Origin of the sequence: Candidatus Desulfosporosinus nitrosoreducens (assembly GCF_030954495.1) — a bacterium.
GTDB classification, from domain to species: domain Bacteria; phylum Bacillota; class Desulfitobacteriia; order Desulfitobacteriales; family Desulfitobacteriaceae; genus Desulfosporosinus; species Desulfosporosinus nitrosoreducens.
Genome location: NZ_JAVHUW010000083.1, coordinates 114,317 through 138,902 on the forward strand (window position 1 = coordinate 114,317; position 24,586 = coordinate 138,902).

At 45.3% G+C, this 24,586-nt stretch carries 23 protein-coding genes; 20 read left to right on the forward strand and 3 right to left on the reverse strand.

Going from position 1 to position 24,586, the window contains the following annotated elements; genetic code table 11:
- Positions 1-59: 59 nt before the first annotated feature.
- The 8 genes from REC12_RS24780 to REC12_RS24815 all read left to right on the forward strand — a co-directional run bounded on the left by REC12_RS24780 (position 60) and on the right by REC12_RS24815 (position 7,472).
- A complete protein-coding gene (locus tag REC12_RS24780) occupies positions 60-1,256 on the forward strand; it encodes an HpcH/HpaI aldolase/citrate lyase family protein (protein WP_308898838.1) in 1,197 nt (398 codons plus the stop codon).
- Positions 1,207-2,697: a phosphoribosyltransferase family protein gene (locus REC12_RS24785; RefSeq protein ID WP_308898841.1), complete on the forward strand. Its 1,491-nt coding sequence runs from the start codon at positions 1,207-1,209 to the stop codon at positions 2,695-2,697. Before REC12_RS24780 ends, REC12_RS24785 begins: the two co-directional genes overlap by 50 nt.
- Positions 2,639-3,754 (forward strand): cysteine protease StiP family protein, encoded by a 1,116-nt coding sequence (locus REC12_RS24790; RefSeq protein ID WP_308898843.1) that lies wholly within the window; start codon positions 2,639-2,641, stop codon positions 3,752-3,754. The genes REC12_RS24785 and REC12_RS24790 overlap by 59 nt, the downstream gene beginning before the upstream one ends.
- The gene (locus tag REC12_RS24795) at positions 3,751-4,593 is read left to right on the forward strand and encodes an HAD family hydrolase (protein ID WP_308898845.1); all 843 of its coding nucleotides are present in this window, start codon (positions 3,751-3,753) and stop codon (positions 4,591-4,593) included. The genes REC12_RS24790 and REC12_RS24795 overlap by 4 nt, the downstream gene beginning before the upstream one ends.
- 215 nt (positions 4,594-4,808) lie before the next feature.
- On the forward strand, positions 4,809-5,591 hold the full coding sequence (locus REC12_RS24800; protein ID WP_308898847.1) for a MeeY/MeeF family manganese export membrane protein: 783 nt from the start codon (positions 4,809-4,811) through the stop codon (positions 5,589-5,591).
- A 20-nt stretch (positions 5,592-5,611) separates the two neighbouring features.
- A complete protein-coding gene (locus REC12_RS24805) occupies positions 5,612-6,223 on the forward strand; it encodes a TerD family protein (RefSeq protein WP_308898848.1) in 612 nt (203 codons plus the stop codon).
- Between the two features lie 23 nt (positions 6,224-6,246).
- Entirely contained in the window at positions 6,247-6,825 is a 579-nt protein-coding gene (locus REC12_RS24810; protein WP_308898850.1) for a TerD family protein, read from the forward strand.
- Between the two features lie 68 nt (positions 6,826-6,893).
- A complete protein-coding gene (locus REC12_RS24815) occupies positions 6,894-7,472 on the forward strand; it encodes a TerD family protein (protein WP_308898852.1) in 579 nt (192 codons plus the stop codon).
- On the opposite strand, the gene REC12_RS24820 is transcribed toward REC12_RS24815, so the two are convergent.
- The 3 genes from REC12_RS24820 to REC12_RS24830 form a co-directional block, all read right to left on the reverse strand.
- Positions 7,469-7,906 (reverse strand): hypothetical protein, encoded by a 438-nt coding sequence (locus REC12_RS24820; protein WP_308898854.1) that lies wholly within the window; start codon positions 7,904-7,906, stop codon positions 7,469-7,471. The genes REC12_RS24815 and REC12_RS24820 overlap by 4 nt on opposite strands.
- Before the next feature lie 171 nt (positions 7,907-8,077).
- Complete coding sequence (locus REC12_RS24825; RefSeq protein WP_308898856.1) at positions 8,078-9,955, reverse strand: sigma-54-dependent Fis family transcriptional regulator; 1,878 nt, start codon at positions 9,953-9,955, stop codon at positions 8,078-8,080.
- A 262-nt stretch (positions 9,956-10,217) separates the two neighbouring features.
- Positions 10,218-11,240 (reverse strand): molybdopterin-binding protein, encoded by a 1,023-nt coding sequence (locus tag REC12_RS24830; RefSeq protein ID WP_308898859.1) that lies wholly within the window; start codon positions 11,238-11,240, stop codon positions 10,218-10,220.
- A gap of 528 nt (positions 11,241-11,768) precedes the next feature.
- On the opposite strand from REC12_RS24830, the gene REC12_RS24835 reads away from it, so the two are divergent.
- The 12 genes from REC12_RS24835 (at position 11,769) to ccsB (ending at position 24,514) form a co-directional block, all read left to right on the forward strand.
- Complete coding sequence (locus REC12_RS24835; protein WP_308898862.1) at positions 11,769-12,884, forward strand: XdhC family protein; 1,116 nt, start codon at positions 11,769-11,771, stop codon at positions 12,882-12,884.
- 483 nt (positions 12,885-13,367) lie between these two features.
- Positions 13,368-14,531: an iron-containing alcohol dehydrogenase gene (locus REC12_RS24840; protein ID WP_308898864.1), complete on the forward strand. Its 1,164-nt coding sequence runs from the start codon at positions 13,368-13,370 to the stop codon at positions 14,529-14,531.
- 521 nt (positions 14,532-15,052) lie between these two features.
- The gene (gene speD / locus REC12_RS24845; RefSeq protein ID WP_308898867.1) at positions 15,053-15,430 is read left to right on the forward strand and encodes an adenosylmethionine decarboxylase; all 378 of its coding nucleotides are present in this window, start codon (positions 15,053-15,055) and stop codon (positions 15,428-15,430) included.
- Positions 15,431-15,699: 269 nt separating this feature from the next.
- Positions 15,700-16,467, forward strand: coding sequence for a polyprenyl synthetase family protein (locus REC12_RS24850; protein ID WP_308898869.1), 768 nt, complete (start codon positions 15,700-15,702; stop codon positions 16,465-16,467).
- 14 nt (positions 16,468-16,481) lie between these two features.
- Positions 16,482-17,336 carry a UbiA-like polyprenyltransferase gene (locus tag REC12_RS24855; protein WP_308898871.1) on the forward strand — a complete coding sequence of 285 codons (855 nt, stop codon included), beginning with the start codon at positions 16,482-16,484 and terminating at the stop codon, positions 17,334-17,336.
- Positions 17,337-17,351: 15 nt separating this feature from the next.
- A complete protein-coding gene (mqnE, locus tag REC12_RS24860; RefSeq protein ID WP_308899173.1) occupies positions 17,352-18,455 on the forward strand; it encodes an aminofutalosine synthase MqnE in 1,104 nt (367 codons plus the stop codon).
- A gap of 20 nt (positions 18,456-18,475) precedes the next feature.
- Positions 18,476-19,558, forward strand: a complete 1,083-nt coding sequence (gene mqnC, locus REC12_RS24865) for a cyclic dehypoxanthinyl futalosine synthase (RefSeq protein ID WP_308898873.1) — start codon at positions 18,476-18,478, stop codon at positions 19,556-19,558.
- A 4-nt stretch (positions 19,559-19,562) separates the two neighbouring features.
- Positions 19,563-20,318 carry a twin-arginine translocase subunit TatC gene (gene tatC / locus REC12_RS24870; protein WP_308898876.1) on the forward strand — a complete coding sequence of 252 codons (756 nt, stop codon included), beginning with the start codon at positions 19,563-19,565 and terminating at the stop codon, positions 20,316-20,318.
- A 116-nt stretch (positions 20,319-20,434) separates the two neighbouring features.
- Entirely contained in the window at positions 20,435-20,791 is a 357-nt protein-coding gene (locus tag REC12_RS24875; protein ID WP_308898877.1) for a Sec-independent protein translocase subunit TatA/TatB, read from the forward strand.
- A 7-nt stretch (positions 20,792-20,798) separates the two neighbouring features.
- The gene (locus REC12_RS24880) at positions 20,799-21,767 is read left to right on the forward strand and encodes a polyprenyl synthetase family protein (protein WP_308898878.1); all 969 of its coding nucleotides are present in this window, start codon (positions 20,799-20,801) and stop codon (positions 21,765-21,767) included.
- Positions 21,768-22,337: 570 nt separating this feature from the next.
- A complete protein-coding gene (locus REC12_RS24885) occupies positions 22,338-23,645 on the forward strand; it encodes a cytochrome c biogenesis ResB family protein (RefSeq protein WP_308898880.1) in 1,308 nt (435 codons plus the stop codon).
- Between the two features lie 17 nt (positions 23,646-23,662).
- Positions 23,663-24,514 (forward strand): c-type cytochrome biogenesis protein CcsB, encoded by an 852-nt coding sequence (ccsB, locus tag REC12_RS24890; RefSeq protein WP_308898882.1) that lies wholly within the window; start codon positions 23,663-23,665, stop codon positions 24,512-24,514.
- Positions 24,515-24,586: the final 72 nt, after the last annotated feature.

Sequence of the window (24,586 nt, forward strand, 5' to 3'; positions counted from 1 at the left end):
GATTAAATTTGCTCACAGCCGTGAGGAGGGAAGGCTAACGTAATGGTTAGGACAATAAAGTGAAGCATTTTAGTTATCTAACTCCGGAAAATCAGAAAATCACCTTTTTTAAGGGGCCGGAGCCTTTCAACAAACATACTCCCCGTTCGCTTCTTTCCCATGCCTTAGGGGCGACCCTTTATATGCCGGGAACCCGGGAAACAATTGCTCAGGAGTTTATCAGGAAAAAGAATCCGGGCTTAGTTGCGGCTGTCGTTTGTTTAGAAGATTCTATTGCCGATTCGGAAGTGATTTTGGCTGAAGAGAATCTCACAGCTCAGATCCGAAGACTCGGTCAGGCTATCGCAGAGGAAGAATTGGCGTCGGAGGACCTTCCTCTGATTTTTATTAGAGTTCGCACTCCCGATCAGGTTCTTAAGCTTGTGGATAAAATAGGAAAGTATTCCGGGTTGTTAACGGGCTTCGTCTTTCCGAAATTCTCTTCGGACAGTTATCGTTATCTGGAGGTCCTTGGGGACCTTAATAGTCAGGCTTCAGACCGCTTCTACGGGATGCCGATTATTGAAAGTCCCAAAGTTATTTATCGGGAAACAAGGCTTCAAGAATTATTGGAGATTAAAGGTCTTCTTGATGCTTATCAGGACCTCATTTTAAATGTACGGATTGGAGCGACAGATTTTTCCGGTCTTTTTGGAATAAGACGAGGGCCGGATGTGACTATTTATGATATCACAGTTATACGGGACTGCATTGCCGATATCCTCAATATTTTCGGACGAATTGAGAGCGATTATGTTCTCTCCGGTCCGGTGTGGGAATACTTTGCCGGCGAGGGGAGAGTCTTAAAACCTTTGCTGCGCAGAAGCCCTTTTGAGGAATTTCAGACGAGCCCGGGACATAACAGAACCAACGTGCGCCAACAGCTTTTGAATAAATACATGGATGGTCTGATCCGCGAGGTCATCCTGGATAAGGAAAATGGTCTGATCGGGAAAACAGTGATCCATCCCAGCCATCTGATTCCTGTTCACGCCTTGTATGTTGTGGGCTATGAGGAGTATCTTGACGCTTTGGCCATTCTTGAGCAAGGCTATGGGCAGCAGGGGGTTTTAAAAAGTCATTACGCCAACAAAATGAATGAACCGAAACCGCATTATCATTGGGCTCAGAAAATACTGCTGCGGGCCAGGAATTATGGAGTATATAATGAACAGCAAAATTTCGTCAGCTTATTTACTCAAGAACTACACGTATGAGCTGCCAGGGCTTAGCCTTAAAGTTCAATTGAAAAATAATCCTTTTAATTTAGAACCGGAAACTTTATTTTCTCTGGCGTTAAGGAAAAACAAACGGCGAAGGTTCTTATTCGTCAGTAAGGTTCTGGGCAAACACATTCCCGGAGCTCCTTTTCTGCCGCTTTTGGCAGGGGCGGCCCTCGCTATTCAATGTTTTAACAAACTTTCCGGTCTTGAGCATGATCAGACCTGGCCCCTTATTCAGGCCCTCAAAACAGGGCAGCAGATGCAAGAAGCCTATGAGTCGGTGGCTCAAAAGCCGCTCCTGAATCTGCCCGGTCAGACGTTGTTTATCGGTTTTGCAGAAACAGCCACGGCTTTGGGTCAAGCGGTGTTTAGTTTGTTTGAAAACGCATACTATCTTCACACGACTCGGGAATATATTCCTTGCCTGCAAGCAGAACTTGATTTTAGGGAAGAGCATTCCCATGCTGTTAACCATCGCTGTTATCCGGCGCAGGCAGACTATCTTAGCTCCTCTGAGCGGATTGTTCTTGTCGACGACGAGCTAACCACGGGCAATACGGCCCTTAATATTATTCGAGCCATCCATCGTCAATACCCCAAGAAAAATTACGTGCTTCTCTCGTTGCTGGACTGGAGGTCTGGAGAACACCGCGCTGATTTTCGCCGGCTTGAAGCGGAGCTGGACACAAAAATCCACACCATATCCTTAATGGCAGGAGAAATCGCTTTCAGCAGTCCGGCAAAGGCGGAAAATAGTTGTGCCGCTTCCCGGGACCCTCAGGAAATTTCAGATCTGCCCAATCCTGAGCTGGACGATTATCCTGAGTATAAAATAATCTCGAAGTTGAAGGAGTTCAGCTTTCCGGAAACTATTCCGGTTTTCTCCCAAGATTCCTTGGGAGATCAAAATCCAATCCCCTATCTGAAATTGACGGGAAGATTTGGCTTGAATACGCATGAGCAACAGACAAGCTGGCATTTGGCCCAGAAACTCGGCCGGGTATTAAAGACCAATCGTCAGGGTTCAGTCACCCTATGCCTGGGCACAGGAGAGTTTATGTATTTCCCGATGTTGGTTTCAGCTTATATGGGAGATGGGGTGCTGTTTCATTCGACGACAAGAAGCCCCATTTATACCAATTCCCAAGGTGGTTATGCCATCCGGGAGGGATGTGCCTTCAGAAGTCCGGAAGATCCGGGGCTTATCAATTATATGTATAACCTGCCCGAAAATTATTACGACGAAGTATTCGTATTTTTAGAAAGAGAGGTCAGCCGTGAGCGCTTGACCCCTCTCGTAAGAATGTTCCATGACAAGGGTATTCCGCGTTTAGTTTTCGTTATTTGTCTTGCCTCGACAGAAGGGAGGTTTTTGAATGACCGCAAGAAGCCATCTGCAGCCAATTCCAGCCCCTTTGCCGATGGGATGCTATAAACCGCAAGATGTCACCTTTTTATTGAAAAATCTCAATGGACTTATCCAGGAAACGGATTTAAAACTACGTGAGAAGATAATTCAGTCCGGCGGGCATTATTCCGAAATGTTGCCGGTTGAATATGAACCCAGCCGGGAATACATGGCTTTGTTTTATCAAGCGCTGCGAGAGAATGCCTTCAAGGTTGCTGAGGCGGTTGGAATTGTTGCGGAATTAATTCTCAGGAGAAACGGTCCGCAAACAGTGCTGGTGTCTTTAGCACGCGCCGGAACGCCCGTTGGTGTCTTGATTAAACGGTATCTGCTCGAAAAAAAAGGCTTTGCTTTGCCGCATTACAGTATTTCCATTATCCGAGGCAAGGGTATTGATGAGAACGCTCTTCTTTATATTCTTCAGCAGCACCCCGAAGGGAAACTTCAGTTCATTGATGGCTGGACAGGCAAAGGGGCCATAACTAAGACACTTAAGGAAGCCTGCGCTGAATTTGAGGCGAAGTATGGCTATAAACTGGATAGTGATCTGGCCGTTCTGGCAGATCCGGGGCACTGTGTCCAAACCTTCGGAACGCGGGAGGATTTTCTCATTCCGAGTGCTTGTCTGAATTCTACGGTTTCCGGTTTAATCAGCCGAACGGTTTTGCGTCGGGATTTAATGACGGACCATGATTTTCACGGTGCCAGATATTATCAGGAACTGGAAGGCCGGGAGGTATCGAATCTCTTTGTGGATACGGTCTCCGCAGAATTTAAGCGCCTTCAAGACGAGCGGCTTGTAAACCTTAGGCCGGAAGATTGCCGGGCAACATGGCAAGGCTTAAAAGATTTAGAGCAAATCCGGGAAAAATACGAAGTCGAAGATATTAATTTGCTGAAACCGGGTCTGGGAGAAACGACAAGGGTGCTTTTGAGGCGATTGCCCGAGCGGGTTTTGATCAACCACCCCGCTAACCCTAATCTGAAGCATATTCTGCTCTTGGCAAAGGACCGAGGGGTTCCGGTTGAACTATACCCGGAACTGACCTATGCGAGCTGCGGGATCATCAAGCAGCTGTCATGAGGAAAGTGCTTTTATTTGCCAGTGATCTTGATCAAACGTTACTCTATTCCCGGCGCTCTTTGGGATGCTCATCTTTAACAAAAGCTAGCCTTCTCCAACCGCTTGAAGAGTTGGACAATCAGTTGATTTCGTTCATGAGTCAGGGTGCCCTCAACCTGCTGAAAGAACTATCCGCTCAGATCCTGTTTGTGCCGGCGACTACCCGGACAAAAGCCCAATATCAGCGGCTTGGTTTTGCAGACTATGGCATAGTTCCCCGTTACGCAGTGACGAGCAATGGCGGAACTGTCTTCTTTGAGGGCCGGGAAGATAAGGACTGGACGCAAAGGGTTGCTGCCGGAAAGAGTCATTGTGCGGAGGGCAGGGATCTGCTTCGTAAGTTTCAAGAAATTGCCCATCCGTCCTGGGTCATTAAGGATTCAGGTAAGCTGGCCGATGATCTCTTTTACTATTGTGTCATTGATCGGGACAAGATGCCTGTTAAAGAAGTTGGCGACTTTGAATTATGGGCGAAAGAGAATCATTGGGATTTGTCCATTCAGGGGCGGAAGCTTTACTTCGTTCCGCGTCATGTCAGTAAAAAAGCTGCCGTTCAATATCTCCGGGAAAAAGAAGGCTTGAGTATCGTGGCGGCTGCGGGGGATTCCCTCTTGGATTTGGAGATGCTGAAATACGCCGACGTCGCTCTCGCGCCTGCCCACGGTGAATTATTTACTCAATATACCCAGGGAAGATTACAGGAAAAGGGAATCCGATTTACCCAAAGCAGCGGGATTGATGCTGCTGAGGAAATCTTGCAAACTCTTTTGGGGATAGTGCTGAAGGGCTTGGTTGTATAATGGATCTGTTTGAAGTACAATGGTTTGTGGTAAACATTGTAAAAATAAAAAGAATCATGTACTATTTAGGTTATGGTTAAACTATCACCCAGAGGAATGTGAACGTTATGTGAATTTCAATAATACAAGTATGATATTACCTGACCGGATAGTGAGAGGGCATAGCCTTTGTATAAAAACGTCAGTTAACATACAACAAATAGGAGTGGTTCAAATTGGATTCTGTCTCAAGTTTTTTCCAGGGGATCTCCCAAAGCTACGCTCAGTTTTTTTCGCTTCATGCTTTGCTGGCCACTTTGTCAGATCCGGTAAGTCTCGGGATTATCGGTTCCTTAATTATCCTGGAAGGCTTATTGTCCGCTGACAATGCTCTCGTCCTGGCCGTCATTGTGCGTGAATTGCCTAAACGACAACAAAAAAAGGCTTTGTTTTACGGCATCTGGGGAGCCTATCTCTTTCGTTTTCTTGCGATCGGATTTGGGGTATATTTAGTACAAATCCGCTGGGTTAAGGCGATTGGAGCTCTCTATTTGCTCTGGATGTCAGCGAAATATTTCTTCATGAACAGTGAAGACGAGGATGAACCTGTTGAGGGTAAAGCTAAAAGTTTTTGGGGGGTGGTTCTCCAGGTCGAGCTGATGGATATTGCTTTCAGCATCGACAGTGTTTTAGCTGCTTTCGGAGTCAGTGAAAAGGTTTGGGTACTTTTTCTCGGGGCTGTTTTCGGGATTTTGATGATGCGGGGAGTTGCCCGACTCTTCTTAATCCTGATTGAAAAATTCCCGGAATTAGAGACGACAGCTTACGTTTTAATCAGTTTAATCGGAATCAAGATGATGGCCTCAGTATTTGGTTATACAATCTCGGATCTCCTGTTTTTCCTGATCTTAATTGTTGTTTTTTTCAGCACCTTTCTTTTTCATTATTTTCACCTTTTGCTTGGCAAAAAAGATAATAAGGCTAATGATGACGATACGGAAAAAAACAAAATATCCTAATTTGAAATGGAGGATTGAATATGGCTACTATCAACCTGCAAAAAGGACAAAAGATTGATCTGACGAAAGGAAACCCTGGTCTGACAAAAATAATGGTCGGTTTAGGCTGGGACGAAGTCTCCAAGACGAAATCCGGAGGGTTTTTAAGCGGTCTTTTAGGAACGAAGCCTGCTGAGATTGATTGCGACGCCTCTGCTCTGATGCTTGATGCCAACGACAAGCTTACCTCAAAAGAGCGGTTGGTGTATTTCGGCAATCTTCACAGTGCTGATCAGAGTGTCAGGCATAGCGGAGATAATCTTACAGGTGGCGGAGAGGGAGACGATGAACAAATCCACGTGGAATTAGCAAAGGTTCCCAGTGGAGTTCATAAAATAGTCTTTGTTGTGAATATTTATGATTGCGTCAAACGCCGCCAGGATTTTGGACATATTGCCAATGCTTTTATCCGGGTGGTTAATTCCGGCAACGGACAAGAATTATGCCGCTTTAATTTAACTGAAGATTATTCCGGAAAAACCAGTTTAATCGTAGCTGAAGTTTATCGCCACGCGGATGAATGGAAATTTGCAGCCATTGGGGAAGCCACTCGTGATGCATCTCTGGGCGAAATTGTTCGCCGTTATCAATAAGTAAGTTGAAGGGGGATACTGTAATGGCTATTAATCTGCAAAAAGGTCAAAAAGTCGATCTGACGAAGGGAAATCCCGGATTAAAAAAGATTGTTGTTGGCCTGGGGTGGGATGTTAACAAATATGATGGAGGCAATGATTTTGATCTTGATGCCGCCGCTTTTATGTTGAATTCTGAGGGAAAAGTTACTGACGATAAAAATTTTATTTTCTATAACAACACATCGAGCTCTGAAGGATCTGTCATGCACACCGGTGACAACCGTTCCGGGGTGGGGGAGGGCGATGACGAGCAAATTAAAGTTGACCTTTCTTTAGTACCCGGTGCCATTGCTAAAATTTCTTTCGGAATTACGATTCATGAAGCTAAAGAACGCCGGCAAAACTTTGGCCAAGTAGCTAATTCCTATGTGCGGGTTCTTGATGAGGAGTCCGGCGCGGAACTTATCCGTTATGACCTGGGTGAGGATTTTTCTGTGGAGACGGCGATTGTAGTGGGAGAGCTCTATCGCAACGGTGCAGAGTGGAAATTTAATGCCATAGGCAGCGGTTATCAAGATGGCTTGGCAGGGCTCTGCAGAGATTTCGGCTTAGATGTCTAAGCTGGGGAAACCTCAGGTATTGACTAAAGGGACTCGAATTTTAAAAATAATTTAACGAGGTGTTCGTCATGATTAGTTTGCAAAAAGGACAAAAAATTGATTTAACGAAAGGGAATCCCGGGCTTTCCAAAATTGTTGTAGGTTTAGGTTGGGATACGAATAAATATTCGGGGAGAGCTGATTTTGACCTTGACGCCTCAGCTTTCCTGCTTGATCAAAATGGTCGCGCCGGAGGGATTGAAGACTTTATCTTTTACAATAATCTTGTCGGCGGAGACGGTTCCGTCCAGCATACGGGCGATAATCTCACCGGGGAAGGCGAGGGGGATGATGAGCAAATCAAAATTGATCTGGCGAATGTCCCAAGTCATGTGGAAAGGATCGCCATCACAGTAACGATCCATGAGGCTGTAGCTCGCGGGCAAAATTTCGGGCAAGTTTCCAATGCCTATGTCCGTGTAGTCAACGAAGTGAATGAGCAAGAAGTTATGCGTTACGATTTGGGAGAAGACTTTTCCGTTGAAACGGCTTTGGTCGTTTGCGAACTCTACCGCCATCAAGGAGAATGGAGATTTAATGCGGTGGGGAGCGGCTTCTCAGGGGGACTGGCTGCCTTATGCGCTAATTACGGTTTACAGGCAGGTTAAGCAAAGTAACGCAGCAGTAGGGAGAGCTTCGTTTGGGGGCTTTGCTGCAAATAGGCCGAGTATCGTTTTGGTGCCAAAATCAAAGCGCTGTCTTTAAACAAATAGACGTTGATTTCCCTGCTCACAAAATGGGAGTCCCGGGACTCGAAGGTTGTGAGCAGTCCCTCATTGTGGGTTAAGGTATAGCCAAGGTCTTCTAAAAGCTCCGTAAGAGTCTTTAGATATTCGTCACGCCGCTCGAATTTGACGCTAAACCCGACCACCCGCCAGTTGGCAGTTAAGAAAAGGCTCATCAACAGAGAAAAGCAATACCCAGAGCTGATAAGTGTGTGATTGATGGGAAAGATCAGGAGGCAGGCAGATAGAATAAAAAAAGGAGAGGCCAGGGGCAAAAAAATTGTTAAGTAGGTTTTTAAGAAGACTTTCACCGGCATATCTAATCCTCCTTAACTAAGATTGCAAGGTTTTGAGTAATCCACAATATGCATTTGCCGGCTCAAGTGCTACAGGACGGGTTGGCCCGGATAGAAATAAAAACTCCCTAGGCGCCGTTAGGCCTTAGGGAGTTTTTGTCTGAACTTTGTTCAAGGGTTTGAAGAGAGTGGTTAAATTTGAATATCCATTTTTTTAATCTTTCTGTAGAGAGTATTTCGTCCGATACCCAGAAGTTTGGCAGCCGGAGCAATCTTACCCTTGGTTTGACCGAGGGCATAGAGGATGGCCTGCTTAGCCTGCTGCTCCAATAAAGGTTCCGGTTCGGTTTCCGGAACGAAGAGCTTGAATTCATCCGGCAAATCCTTGGTGGTAAGGAAAGGGCCATCTGCCAGAGCAACCATACTTTCGATGCAATTTTCAAGCTCCCGAACATTTCCGGGCCAGGGATAGGCCAGTAAGTGTTCATAAACCTCTTCATGAATTCCCAGGAGCGGGTTGCCAAAAGATTCGCATGCTTTACGAATGAAATAGGGAACTAAATCCCGAATGTCTTCAATACGTTCGCGCAATGGGGGCAATTCCAGGGTTACGACTTTTAGACGGTAATACAAATCCAGGCGGAACCGTTCCCTTGCAACCAGTGCGGAAAGGTCTTCATGCGAGGCCGCAATGACTCTAACGTCAATTTTTGTGGTTTTTGTATCGCCTATGCGCGAAACTTCCTTTTCCTGCAGTGTTCTGAGCAGTGCGACTTGAGCATTTAGGGGCATGTCGCCAATTTCGTCAAGGAAAATAGTACCTTTTTCGGCTAATTCGAATTTCCCGGGTTTCCCGCCCCGGCGGGCTCCGGTGAAAGCGCCTTCCACATAACCGAATAGCTCGCTTTCAACGAGGGAAGCGGATAATGAGGCACAGTTTAAGGCTATAAAGGGAGCTTCACGGCGCGGGCTAAGCTGATGAATTGTGCGGGCAATTATTTCCTTGCCGGTTCCGCTTTCGCCGTGAATGAGAACTGAGGAGTGAGTCGCGGCAACTTTTGAAGCTCGTGCCAGAATTTGCCGGGTAGCTTGGCTGTGCCCGATCCACAAGGGCTTAGGGCATATCATTGAAGAATCTTTGGCTATTTCCAGTGTTCCGACGATACCTAAAGAATGGCCGGCTTCGTCGACTACCCGCTTGAGGTGAGAGGCTATCTCTTTTCCTGAGTGATTTTTCAGGTGTAAGTCCAGAGAATGTCCGCTCAACATCCAGCCTTTCGGTGAACTGAAGATGTCTCCCGCGAGTTGGCCGATGATGTCTTCTTGTCTGCGGCCAAGCAATGCCGCCCCGAAGGCGTTGATATTAGTGACGACGCCGTTGCGGTCAATGGCCAGAAATCCCTGTTTCAGGAGTGAGGAGGCTAACTTGGCTCCTTCCTGGTAAAATTTCAGCTGATTCTCTAAATCGAAGAGCTGTAAATTTTTTTCGATCATATTTGCGCCCATCCTCGCGACATACAAGACCTTTTCGCGATCATGGCTGGCTTCCCCGCTAATATCCAAAACACCGATTGGAGTTCCTTGACTGTTCTGAATTGGCGCAGCCCAGCAGGCCAGAAAGTGATTATCGCGTACGAAGTGTTCCCAGCCCAGGACAGAAATGGGTGCATTGTCGCGCAGTGCGATGCCGATGGCGTTGGTTCCCCTGATTTCTTCACGCCAACTGGCGCCGGGGCTCAAATTCACCTTCTGAGCTTTACTCATAAAAGGCGCGTCGCCCGTGGCTTCAATAATGTATCCTTCGTAATCACAAAGCAGAACTGTATAGCTGGTGCTGGTGCCTCCAAGTAAGCTGAAAATATAAGGCAAAACAGGCTTACTGGCGCGGATCAAAGCGTCCTGGGCATCCCGGCGCTCATTAAGACGAGGTTTAGAGAGAATATCCTGATTAGAGGTTAGCGTATGATCAACTCGATATTCTTTGCTTCGCTGCCAGGAGCGGTAGATGGAAGGAGCTACTTCCGCTTCAACGCTTTCTCCATTCATAAAGCGAGTCCAATGGTTAGACAACTCTCTCCCTTCCTTCTCCATGAATGATTTTATAATTCAGAATAACATAAATATTCAAACCGGACAACTAATAGGTAAGATGTAAAAACTTAGAGTATGCCACGATGGAAAAACAGCAAAGTAAAATGCCTGTCACTTGTAATCAAATAATACAAACCGGTAGTGAAATAAAGGAGCAAGTACTAAAATAACTGGCAAAGACCTTATCGTTCTTTGCCAGTTATTTTAGTTTGGAATAATTTAATTATGGAATTAATGATATTTATTTACCGAAAGAACATTGAGGATAGGTGCAGACCGGGCAGTCAAGGCAGAGTCCGCCATGTCCCAGCTTGACGATGTCAAGGCGGGACAGCCGCTCTCCTGTGAGCAGGCGCGGGGCGAATAAATCAAAGGCGGTTGTTTTAGAATACATAACACATCCAGGTAAGCCTAGAATGGGAACATCCCCCATGTAGGCGAGTAAAAACATGGCGCCGGGCAAAACAGGGGCACCGTAGGTGATGAGTTCAGCTCCCATCTCTTTGATAGCTGTTGGTGTGACATCGTCCGGGTCGACGGACATCCCTCCGCTGACCAGAATCATCTCTGCACCCTGGCTTAAATAATCGCGAATACAGCTTTGGATTCTTGAGACATCATCACTGGCGAGGGTTTGTCCCAGAACAACCGATCCCCAGCTTTCGACTTTTGCGCGCAGAACGGGTCCAAACTTATCCTGGATTATGCCATGAAAAACTTCGCTTCCTGTTGTGACAATTCCAACCTTAAGGGATTTCATGGGACGAACTTCAAGAAGGGGGGATGAAAACGTGCCGGCAATTCGTTCCGCTTCGAGAATCACTTTTTCGTCAATCATCAGAGGAACGACACGAGTCCCGGCTACCTTATCTCCTTTTTTTACAGGGCGATGATTGTGGAGAGTTGAGAAAACAATATATTCTAAAGTATTCAAAGCTAAAATGCCCTCTTCGGAGACATAAAGAATACCGTCCTGGGCGGCCGAGAGTGTGACCTTCCCTTCTTTAGGCGAATCGTAAACGAGTCCTGGTCCGGACGCAGCCTGAGCGAGACGTTCAGCAGCTTCATTTTCATGAATAAGGCCGGGCGTTTGATCCCAAACATAAATATGCTCTTTCCCCATACTTAATAAAACAGGAATATCTTCTTCTTGGACAACATGTCCCTTGCGAAAGCGGGGACCTTTGGAAACACCGGGGATAATTTGCGTCATATCATGGATCAGAACAGAGCCGACTGAATCTTGCACTTTGATTTTTTCCATTGTGATAGCCTCCAATACATTTTGGAAGACGTGGTTTACACGTCCTGGAGTGGATTAAATTGTATAGATTAATTGTCAAAGGTTTATAGTAACCGAGAGCAGACAAATTGTTCCTTATATTATGGTATCGTATCGGCGACAACAGGTCAAGTCAGAGCTTTTCTTGCCGGAAAATAGCGGAACACTGTTGGCTTTATCCCTAAAGTGCTTCGGCAAAGCGTATCCTGGAGAGTTGGGTTGACAAAGTAAGGTTATGGAATAAACTTAGTGAAATAAGGTTTTAATTTTTGAGAGTATGGCTTATATTAAGGGAGTGGATCTGGCTCTTCTGCTTAACAGGCCATAAAAGCTAAAGCGCCTAAAAATCTTTTTAGTTTGTCCTTTGAAGCAGCATAAAAATGATGAAATCGCGATAAATAAGACTAAGCGCAGATTTAATGACGCTTAGAGAATCCCAGACAGCATAAGTAAAATAAATTGCTTTCGCAATTATGATCTGTGGAAGTTCAGCTTAGAGAGGGAATGTTAATGGAAAAAGAAGTATTTCTTGCCTTGAAAAAAGCTTATGAGCAGAATTTGGAGGTTGTTCTGGTTACTATAACCAGCGTGCTGGGCTCAACTCCTCGCAAACCCGGAGCTAAAATGTTGGTTTTTTCCGATGGGATGATTGCGGGCACTATCGGTGGCGGATGTGGTGAAGCCGAGGCCAGGCAGGAGGCTCTGCATGTTTTGCAGACATGCACGTCTAAGATTTATTACCTGAATATGACCGCAGATATCGCTCAGGATGAAGGGATGGTCTGCGGAGGGACCATGGAATTATTTATGGATTATTTGGGTTTTCAAGGCCCTGTGGATCAGACCGGACTCTACAAAGACTATTTGGCAGCTTTAGACGAAGGCTGCGGCAATCCTATTCTGGTCACTGTTATTGAGGCACCGGAGGAAGGCTTAATAGGAAATAAACTTGTTTTTAAAGATACCGGGGATGTCAAAGGAGACCTCGGCTTGGAGGATCTGAAGCGGGTTGCCTTGGAGAAGGCCAAGATAAGTGGCAACAGATGTCAGCCTTTATTGATCCGTTTGAACTCTGATTTTGAGCCATGTGAAACTTCGGCGACGCAAGCAGCTTTTCGCTTATTGCTTGAACCGCCAACAACACTTGTGCAATTACTGATTTTAGGTGCGGGTCATATAGCACATCCCCTTGCCATCATGGCTAAAATCCTTGGCTATGAGGTAACGGTAGTCGATGATCGTCCTTCGTTTGCTAATTCTGTCCGTTTTAACACTGCAGATAGGGTTATATGCAATGATTTTGAGCGAGCCTTGGATGATATACCTATTAATCCGCATACCTTTGTTGTGATTGTTACCAGGGGGCATCGCTATGACAAAGTCTGTTTGAAAAAAGTGATCTACCAACCGGCGGCTTATGTAGGCATGATTGGCAGTCGCAGAAGAGTTAAAGCCTTGAAAGCTGAGTTGGAGGAAGAAGGAGTGCCAGGTGAATTATTGCAAAAACTCTATTCTCCGATCGGTTTGAATATCGGGGCAGAGACTCCGGAAGAATTAGCTGTAAGCATTCTCAGCGAATTGATTAAGGTTCAAAAGGAATTGAATCAGGATAGCAAAATAAAGTGACATAAGAATTTGTATGAGCTATCTTAAGGTCTGCTCAGTTTGCCGGATACGGGAAGCTTGGGCAGAATACATTTCTGTAGAGGTAGAAAAATAGGAGCCGGAAAGCATTTGAGGGGTTAAATTTCTGAGGGTGTACTCAGAAATTTAATCCTTTTTTGTATAGTCGGCAAAGCTAAGTTATTTGGCTTTCAATTAGGCTGCTGAAACTGCAATAATGTTCCAGAATTAAACCTCTGTTCCCTATAAAGTGTGTCAAATTAGGGCATAAAAAACTAATTGTCTTACCTGAATCGGAATTTATAAAGACAAATGTGCGAGGCGTTGATTTGCAGCTGTTGGTATAAGGCTTGTTTCAAATATCATAATTGAATATTCGGATTATTGGCATGATTGTTGCAATACCTAAAAGCAAGTGCAAGTGACAATAGAGTCACTGCTGACAAAGACTAATGGCTGAGGCCAAAAGAAATGGGAGGAAAAAACATGCCGATTATTCATCAAGTGTATGGGTATTACATGCCAACAGTAAACCTCATGGGAGCCGGAGCAGTTCAGGAAACAGGAAAACAAGCTAAATTACTCGGTGGGACCAAACTACTGTTAGTGACAGATGCTTATCTTGAAAAGATTGGTATGGCACAGGAAATTGCTGATATTATCCGGAAGGAAGGTCTTGAGGTTGTCATTTACGGTGGTGCCGAGCCCAATCCGACGGATAAAAATGTTCATGATGGTTTAGAGATTTACACTAAAGAGGGGTGCAACCTGATCGTCTCCGTCGGTGGAGGTTCTTCTCACGACTGTGCCAAAGGAATCGGGCTTGTTGCAGGTAATGGCGGCAGAATTAATGACTATGAAGGGGTTGATAAATCTCCCTTACCAATGGTTCCGATGATTGCCATTAATACTACTGCCGGGACAGCTGCGGAAATGACAAGGTTTTGCATAATCACCGATTTGGCACGGCATATTAAGATGGCCATCGTCGATTGGCACGTAACCCCTAATGTTTCAATTAATGATCCTTTATTGATGATGAAGCAGCCGCCAAGTTTAACCGCCGCCACAGGGATGGACGCCCTCACCCATGCCGTTGAAGCCTATGTTTCTACAATTGCCACGCCTGTGACCGATTCAGCCGCTCTAATGGCGTTTAAATTAATCAGCAGGTATTTGCGCCGCGCTGTAGCAAATGGGGACGATTTTGAAGCAAGAGAACAAATGGCTTACGCTCAGTTATTGGCGGGCATGGCGTTCAATAATGCCAGTTTAGGTTATGTTCATGCCATGGCTCATCAATTAGGCGGATTCTACAATTTGCCGCATGGTGTCTGCAATGCTATCCTTCTTCCTCACGTTTCACGCTTCAATATGATCGGCAATGTCGAGCGTTACGCAGAGATCGCTGCGGCTATGGGAGAAAATATAGCGGGACTTTCTGCCAGAGAGGCGGCTGAAAAGTGTTTCAGCTCCATCAGTACGCTTTCTCAAGATGTCGGAATCCCCACGGGGTTGACCGTACTGGGTGTTAAAGAAAAAGACTTTGCCTTGATGGCCGGTAACGCCAAGTTGGACGCCTGTCAATTGACTAATCCGCGAACAGCAACGCTCGAACAAGTGATTCAGATCTATAAAAACGCCATGTAAATTTTTTATAAGCGATTAATTTCTCGCTGCTGTCTGTCTATCGTGCCAAAGCTTTGGCAACATTGATTAACTAGCCAAACTTAAAGCATTGGGACCGCAAAAGAGGAGCCGTCTATGTAACGGTTTCTCTTTTTTGTTTACGCTGGAATTATCGGCTGCCTAAAAGACCGCTCAGTTTAAACTTCAAGAAAAATAGCCGGAAACGGAATACATTTTGGCAAACTAAGGAGAATAAAGCATTGTCGAATTGTTGTTTAGGGACGATGTTCATAAACAGATTTTATTTCATATGATAGGAAGTGAATACTTGAGGAATTTGAAGGAAATCAGACATTATTACACCTTATCCTGGAAAAATTATAATCTATTCAAGGATATCACGAATAAGTATAATTTTTTATTGACATCACTGAACTTTGTGCTAAAATTTAACCTGATGGAAATTTGGGATGACCCATGAAAATGTGGTAGGCTCAGGTTCCTTCGTGTTTTTTTAGTAGAAAAGGGGGCAAAGATCACAATTGGCAAATTCTCTTGGACGTCATGTGTTGGCTGAAATTTATGGGTGTAGTTTCGACATTTTAAACGATAGGGAAAAGGTCGAAACGTTGATGGTCGACGCAGCCCTGGAGGCAGGTGCTGAGGTACGTGAGGTAGCGTTTCACAAGTTCAGTCCTCAAGGGGTAAGCGGAGTTGTAGTAATTTCCGAATCACACTTAGCCATTCACACTTGGCCGGAACTTGGATACGCAGCAGTTGACGTCTTTACTTGCGGGGACCGTGTCAATCCCTGGGATGCATGCAACTATTTAACAGATCATTTTAAAGCAGGCCATATGACTGCAACGGAAATTAAGCGAGGAATAGTAGAGGATCCTAAGAAAGCGGTAAATATTTAGGAGGGATATTTATTTTACTCCGGACTAAAACGAGTGCGGATAAAGAAATTCTGACTTATGTCATGCAAAAGTTTGACTTTCTGACGGGTACTAGATAGACCTTGTAACTGATGAAGTTGCAGGGTCTATTGTATTTCGAGTTTGAGTACATACTATAGGAATAATATTGTCATATTATCACTGTGGAATAAATAAATGGGCAGGACTTTTACTAAATGTATAGAATAAGTAATAGGTTAATGTCTGAATGCGAGACAAGGAGCGATAACATGATGCCGCTAGAATTCAGCTTCTTAGAGAAGTTGAACTTAGTACAAGCGCGGTTGCGCCGAGAAATAAATTTCAGATCCGCTAAGTTTGAAGAGTTGGTTCATTTGGATATGGATGAACTGGATAGAACGGTTTGTCCGGCAATAGTTTTAGCTGTCAGTCGATCTTGTGGCGATCAGGGACAAAAATCGGATGTTTTAGCAGCTATTGTTCAGCTGATTTATATGGCTAATCAGGTTCATAAACTGATGAAAGATGATGATGATCTCGCCGAAGAGCTTCGCCAGTTCCCGGTACTGGTCGGAGACTTATTATATGGTAAGTTTTTTTTGGAACTTTGCCAGGAAAAGCTCTTACCATTTTTAGCCCCCTTAGCTCAAGTCATTGGGACTATGAGTGAAGGGGGAATTTCTCGTTGGCTGGCGCGTGACAGGAACCTGAGTCCGGACGAGTGGCTGAAAATTATTGAAAAAGAAAGTGCTGCTCTGACGGCTTTAGCGGCCCGCCTGAGTGCTGAACTGGCGGATGTTTCCTTTCCGGTTCGGCATCAGCTGGAAGCCTTTGGTTTGGAACTGGGAATGGCCTGGGGAGCCTCTAAGCAGTGTCTGGGTAAAAATGTGGTTCTATCAATTCTCCAAAAAGCGAACGATATCCTCAATGAGATTTCGTCTGGTACGCAGCTTCAGCTGCAGCCGCTACGTGAGGTTTATCATTTTGTGGCCAAGCAGTTGGCTCCGGATTTCTATCTCCATGAGGTTGGATCATGAGAACGGAGTAAAAAATGAATAAAATTAAAGTTTTTTTGGAAATGATTAAATTTGAACACACTCTTTTTGCTTTGCCTTTTGCCTATCTGGGAGCATTTTTGGCATCCAATGGAATTCCGGCAGGTATGAAATTGTTGTGGATTACTTTAGCCATGGTTGGGGCGAGGACTGCAGCCATGTCTTTGAACCGCTTGATTGACCGGCAGATTGATGCTCGTAATCCCAGAACGGCGCAACGGGCTTTGCCGGCTGGTCAGCTTCGGGTGAAAGAAGTTTATCTTTACACCGTGCTTTCCTTTTTGCTGTTAGGCTATTCAGCCTACAAGCTTAATCTTCTGGCACTTTGGTTAATGCCGATTGCCGTCTTTTTTTTAGTATTGTACTCCTACACCAAACGATTTACCTGGGCTTGTCATTTGGTTTTGGGCATCTCACTGGGCTTAGCTCCTGCCGGGGCTTGGATCGGAGTGACCGGACATTGGGCTTGGGCGCCCATTCTTTTGGGCTTGGGAGTTATTACTTGGGTTGCCGGCTTTGATATCGTTTATGCTTGTCAAGATGTGGAGTTTGACCGTAAAGAGGGATTACATTCCATACCGGCTATTTTCGGGGTTCAAAGAGGCCTGGAAATCTCCTCTGTTCTGCATATCCTGGCACCTTTGTTTTTTGTTGCGGTTGGAGTTGTCATGGCGATGAGTTGGCTTTATTACTTAGGCGTTGGGATTGCCGTAGTGTTGCTTTTCCGTCAGCATTGGCTTGTCACAGCCAGCGACCTCTCCAAAGTTGGAGTTGCTTTTTTTGACTTGAATGGTTATTTAAGTGTTATGCTTTTTGTATTTTCGGTTTTGGACTTAATTATTTTACGCTAAAAGGAGGGGGACGATCTGACCTCGCTGTTTGCTCAAAGTGAACTATACGACTTGATTAAGAAAGTGGAAAAGAGTGAACGCTTAAATTTTGAGGATGGCGTTCGCCTGATGAACAGCCGGGATATCTTAGCTCTCGGCTATATGGCCAATCTTCAACGTGAACAAAAAAATGGCAATAACACCTACTTTGTTGTCAATCGCCATATTAATCACACCAATGTTTGTACGAATCTCTGTCATTTCTGCGCTTATGGGGTTAAAAAAGAAGACCCCCGGGCTTTTACCCTAACCCTTGAGGAGATAGAAAAAGCTGCCCATGAGGCAGCCCGGGAAAGAGTTTCAGAAATTCATATTGTGGGCGGTCTGAATCCCGATCTGCCCTTTGACTATTATCTGGAGATGCTGCGCAGGGTGAAAAGTATTTTGCCGCAAGCCTGTATTCAAGCCTTTACGGCGGTGGAAGTTGATTATTTCACTCAAATTACCGAGCTTTCTTTGCGCGAGGTTTTACAGAAGCTGATGGAAGCTGGTCTTGATTCTTTACCGGGAGGCGGCGCAGAAGTATTTTCACCGCGCGTCCGGGCAAAAATCTGTGAAAAGAAAGTTTCAGGCCAACGTTGGCTGGAGATCCAGGAAACAGCCCACCGCTTAGGTATGCGAACGAACGCAACGATGCTCTACGGCCATGTGGAGACAACTGAAGAACGAATCGACCATCTCCTCCAGCTTCGAGATTTGCAAGATCGTACCGGAGGTTTTCTCACCTTCATACCACTCCCTTTTTATCCGAAAAACACTCAATTGGAAGGGCAGATGGGAGTTGACAGTACGACCGGATTTGAGGACTTGAAAATGTTGGCCGTTGCGAGAATTTTCCTGGATAACTTTGACCATATTAAGTCCTTTTGGATTATGCTTGGTCCTAAATTGGCTCAGGTTTCTCTGGCTTTTGGGGTGGATGATCTGGACGGGACTGTTGTGGAAGAGCGGATTATTCACTCGGCAGGGGCCGAGACGAGTCAGGTGATGAGTAAGCGCGCCCTCATTCATATGATACAGAAGGCGGGACGAGATGCGGTGGAAAGGGATACTCTCTATCGTGTCCTGAAAGCCAATTAGGATGAAAGGGTGAGTAGGCGTTGGATTTAGAGACCTTACATATCATTGAGAAGCGTTTAGCCGGAAAACGGCTGTCAGTTGCTGAGGGGGTCCGGCTTTTACAAGATGCTGATCTGCTTTCTTTGGGGCAGGGAGCCGACTTGCTTCGCAAGCAGATGCATCCGGAAAACGTTGTGACCTTTGTGATTGACAGAAATATCAATTATACCAACATCTGTTCCTGTCAGTGTAAGTTTTGCGCTTATTACTGCAAACCCGGAGATGCGCAAGGATTTGTTTTGTCAAGGGATGATTTACATGCTAAGATTGAAGAAACAGTGGCGGTTGGTGGAACTCAGCTCTTGATTCAAGGAGGATTGCATCCTGATTTGGGTCTGGAATACTTCGAAGAGATGCTGCGTGACATCAAGGCTCATTTCAAAGTTCATGTACATTCCTTTAGTCCTCCTGAGATTTGGGATCTGGCTGAAAAATCGAAGTTAAACCTCAGTGAAGTTATTAGCCGCCTCAAAGATGCGGGTTTGGACTCAATTCCCGGGGGAGGAGCGGAGATTCTCGAAGATCGGGTTCGGCATCTCATTAGTCCGAACAAAATAAAATGGCAACAGTGGATGGAGGTAATGACCACAGCCCATAGCCTTGGCATGAAATCCACTGCGACGATGATGTTTGGGCATGTCGAGACCTTTGAAGAACGAATCTTGCACATGGTGCACGTTCGGGAGGCTCAAGACCGCACAGGCGGATTTACGGCCTTTATACCTTGGAGCTTCGCGCCGGCAAATACGGAACTGGGCGGAGAAGGCAGTACAGGGGTTGAGTATTTGCGGACTCTGGCGGTTGCACGTTTAATGCTGGATAATGTGCCTAATATCCAGGCTTCCTGGGTTACTCAAGGGGCTAAAATGGCCCAAGTGGCCCTGCGCTTTGGAGCTAATGATTTTGGCAGTACGATGTTGGAGGAAAATGTCGTTCGTGCTGCCGGAGTACAAACTCGTGTTCCTTTAAAAGAAATCGTCCGTTGCATTGAAGATGCTGGTTATCAGGCGGTCCAGCGCAATACGTATTATGAATGGTTAAAGGTCTACGGGAAGGAAGTGTAGCGGAATGCGCAGGCGATCACGTGGAGATGGCAATATGCCGCTTTTGGAACACGTTCTTGCTCTTCGTAAAGTATTGGTTATAGCTGCGTATGCTGTAGCTGTGGGAACTGTCATCGGATGGTTCATTAGTGATCAGACCTTTGCCTATTTAGCCAGTCCGGTGACCAGGCTAAAGAATATTATGTTCATAACGACGACTCCCATGGAACCTATGTTGGTTAAACTGAAAGTATCTTTAAGTATTGGGGTTACCCTGGCTCTCCCTGTTATACTGTGGCAGATTTGGGGGTTTGTTTTGCCGGCCTTAAAGCAAAACGAAAAAAAATACCTCTATATGATTGTCCCCAGTTCTGTCCTGTTGTTTCTCAGTGGAGCCGCCTTGTGCTTTTATGTCGTCTTACCGATGGGAATCAAGTTTTTGCTCTATGCCGGCGGCGGTACGGTTCAGTCAACACCTTTTGTTACCAAAACGTCCTATTTGGGTTTTCTTATAACCTTCCTTTTGACGTTTGGTCTCGTCTTTCAACTGCCGATTGTTCTCCTGATCTTAATTCGGATCGGAGTGTTATCTCCTAAAACTTTGGCGAAAAAAAGACGCTGGGCCATTTTGATTATTGTGATTTTGGCAGCTATTGTTTCGCCCACTCCGGATTTATTTACTCAATTTCTTATGGCAGGTCCCATGTACTTTCTCTTTGAAATCAGCATCTGGCTGGGATATCTCGTTGAGCGAAAGAGAGAAAAACAGCTTGTGGCTTAGAGAAGCGCCTGACTTACCATAGATTTGTAATTCAGTGGAGTATTACTATTCGCAGCCGAGTTAAAAACGGATGAGATAGTTCAAAGAATATGCTAGTGGCTAAAGGGGGCAGAAAAATGAGTTTTACAGAAATCCTCCTAATTTTGGGTATCGCTTTGGTTTTGTTTGGACCTGAAGATTTACCGGAAATCGCCCGAACTATTGGTAAGGTGGTCTATGAAATTCGCAAAGCGACTCAAGATGTAACGAAAGAAATCCAAGGTTCAATAGAGACGCCGAGTAATATATTAAATAAAGCCCTGGATTTAACGGAGCATTTACCGGAGTCGAAGACATCTCAGACAGCGAGTGAGACAAAGGATTGCAAAAAAGACGAAGAATTGTTAAGATTTGAAGATGAAAAACCAGCTGATCCGCTGGCGGAATTACCATCAGATATGGTATCTTATGTAGAAAAGGGTGCGAGCAGGTGAATCGGTTTTGAAACAACTCTGGCTCTTCAATCAGATAAATTCAGATCTTCAGCGGGTTGAGAGAGGACTGACCAAATTTGTGGAGACGGATTATCCTATTCTCCAAGATTCGGGTATCCATTTATTGGCTGCCGGCGGCAAACGGTTACGTCCGGCCTTTACGCTCTTAGCCGGGAAATTCTATGCTTATTCGACGGAAAAACTTATCCCTGTTGCTATGGCCTTAGAACTCATTCATATGGCGACCTTGGTGCACGACGATGTTGTCGATGCCTCTGTGACAAGACGGGGGAGGCCGACGGTCAAAGCAAACTGGGGAAATATTGTTTCTGTCGAAACAGGGGACTACTTGCTGGCGAAAGCCTTAATTCTTATCTCCCAAATAGACCACCCTGAGGTTGCCCACATTCTGGCTGAGGTTAGTGTTGAAATGTGCCAAGGGGAGATTCAGCAGATTAAAGCTTCTTTCGATGTTGAGCAGAACCTCAAACAATATTATTTTCGCATAAAGCGCAAAACCGCTTTGCTGATATCTGCCTGCTGTAAACTTGGTGCTTTAGTTTCAGAGGCCCCGAGACGTCAGGTTTGGGCTTTAGGGGCTTACGGGCATTCTTTGGGCATGGCTTTTCAGATTGTTGACGATGTTTTAGATATCACAGCAAAACCTTCTGAATTTGGGAAACCAATCGGCGGAGATCTGCGGCAAGGAATCATGACTTTGCCTATGATCCTAGCCCTGCAATCCTCTCAGGCTGATGCTTCTCTCCGGGTTTTGCTGGCAAAAGCAGACAAGACGGATGACGAGGTAACAGAAACTATTAATTTGATTAAAGCAACAGGGGCCATTGATCAATCTATGCAAATTGTAGATGCTTATATAGCAAAGGCTAAAAAACATCTTCAAGATTTGCCTCAGGTACCGGCGCGAAAGGCCTTAGAAGATCTGGCGGAGTTTATTGCGGTTCGAAAATTCTAGCATAGAGGATATTATTTTAGAGTCAAGTAATTTTAAGGGTATCTGTCAAAAATAAAAAGGAGAGTCCTGTATTAATTACAGGCTCTTTTTATACTCTCAGAAAGCATAACTTCGTTAATATTTTCTCCTGCCTAAGGACAATCAGGCAGTTGCCAGTGTCGAGGGCTTGGCACCAGTCTTTGGTTTTTTCAATAAAACCTTTTTTAGAAGAGTAATTCTATCATACCATATCTTGGGATAAATTGGAGTATATTTAAAGGACTAACTTGTGGTAGAATTGTGGTTAATCAGTGAAGAAAATGTTATTAAACATGGATAAAGCTGTTAATAAACAGATTCATATCGAATCATGTTACAAATTTCACGAAATGTTTTCCTCCACGGGGCTCAGCGAACAAGTACAAACCATGTTGCCTGTCGAAAATTGTATATAGCTGGAGAGTCTGGCATGGAATTCAGGGCTCGAATAGAGTACAATATGGTTAGACTTGCCAAGTTTTATGTCGCATAGAACATAAAAATTGAGTTAATACTACGTTAATAGGCCAAAAATTGGGAGGGTTAGGTTAAATGGAGGAAAATTCAAAGAACTGGGTTGACCGGCTCTGGAGAGCGTTCAGTTCCATGAAAATGGGACTTGCCCTGTTAGGGATTATCGCTCTTGTTGCCGGGCTGGGAACCTTGATTCCACAGGCAGAGCAAGATCCTCAAAAAGCTCAGGCCGTGGGACAGCTGTGGCAAACCCTGGGATTTACCCATCTATATAGTACTGTTTGGTTTCGCTTGTTGCTGGGTCTCTTGTGTATTAATCTTATTGTGTGCAGTATTCAGCGCTTCGGGAGTATCTACCGTCAAACATTCCAACTAGCTCCTCCGACAATCCTTGCCAGGGTTCCTCAAAAGAATAGCCGGGTGGTAAAAGGTGAGGTTCAGTCGCTGCAAAAATCTGTCCAGGAATTTTTGCAGCAAAAAGGATACCGGGTTATCCTCGGCGGGGACTCTTCTCAATGGAGCTTTATTGCGGCTAAACGACGGCTGGGGCACTGGGGATCTTTCATCACCCACCTTTCCTTTGTGGTTTTAGTGCTCGGAGCTTTATTAGGGTCTATCTTAGGGTTTAAAGGCTATCTCATGGAAGGCGCCGGAACAACCATACCCCTTCAGCAAATTGAGCTTTCCAAAGGAAAAGTTTCCGAAACCTTTAGTGTGCGCATTAATTCTGCGGAAGATCGATTTTTGCCCAATGGTCAACGGGATAATTGGTACACAGACATGAGCATTTTAGAAAATGGACAAGAAGTGGCAAGAAAGACTTTATCTGTGAATCACCCTTTTGAGTATAAAGGAGTTACTTTCTACCAAGCCAGTTTTTCCAATGGCGCCCGTTTCACCGTGGAGATGAAGGGAGAAAAAATCCCGGTGGTTTTACGGGAGCAGGGACAAAATTATTACCAGGCTCCGGGAACGGATCTTTATCTTATTGCAACATCCATTATGCCGCCAAGCTCTTCCCAGAAGGCAGTGGCTCTTTATCAGGTATATAAGGGGACAGGAGCAGATCCGGTCCAATCGGGCCAGCTGTCCTTGGGGCAAACGGTTGACGTTCAGTCAACCTATAAGCTGACTCTGGATAGTTATGCCGGATTTACAGGTTTACAAGTTAAAAAAGATCCGGGTGTGGCTATTATCTGGCTGGGATGCGCCTTATTGGTCCTCGGGCTGTTGCTGGCTTTTTACTGGCAGCCGCTTGTCCTCTCGGGCATTTTAAACTCTGAGAATGGCCGGGAAGGAACTCTCACGGTAGGAGCATTTTCCGGGAAAGCAAAGGCTGTATCCCTTGAGGCCTTGGACCAGCTTGTTAGTTCTGTCACAAAATAATTAATGGGGGGCGCTCTATGTTAGAAAACCTTGAAACAGCCATGTTTGACATTGTTGTCCTGGCCTGTACTCTGGCTGTATTGCTGTATTGGATTTGGATTGCCGCTAAGAAAGAGTTTATTGGGCGTTTGGCAACGGCAATGACAATGATCGCTTTGCTTGCCGATCTGGCCGCAATTATTTTAAGAATGATCACTTCCGGTCATCCGCCCCTTTCTAATGGCTATGAGTTTTTGATGACCTTTGTGGGAGGAATTATTGCCGTTTATCTGTATGCCGAGTTTCGTTATAAGCTGAAGTCCCTGGGTGCTTTTGTTATGCCCATACCATTTATTCTTTTAATGTTTATCATTATGACAATGGGGCCGGAGGAGAGAATTGCCCAGGCTATCCCCCCGGCGCTGAAAAGCCAGTGGCTGACCTTTCACGTAGTGACGGCAATGTTTGCCTATGGCGCCTTTGCCGTATCCTTTGGCTTAGGGATCATGTATCTGTTAAAATCGGGCAAAGAGGATAAGGGAGCGAAGCCAAAGTCCGGGGGAGTTATTTCTTATTTTCCCTCCCTTGACGTTCTTGATGAACTATCCTATAAGGTCGTTGGCTTTGCCTTTCCGCTTCTGACTCTCTGTATTATTACGGGGGCGATATGGGCAGATTATGCTTGGGGGACGTATTGGTCCTGGGACCCCAAAGAGACGTGGTCGCTAATTACCTGGATCATTTACGCAGCATTTTTGCATGCCAGGTTAATGTACGGCTGGAAAGGAAAAAGGGCTGCCTGGATGGCGGTATTGGGCTTTGCAGCTGTGTTGTTTACTTTCTTTGGAGTCAACTACCTTTTACCGGGCCTGCATTCTTATGCTCAATAGGGGAATAATCCCGAGAAGCTGAGTTCTACCATGAAAATCCGGGAGATATTTCAATTGTAACAAGGAAAGTGG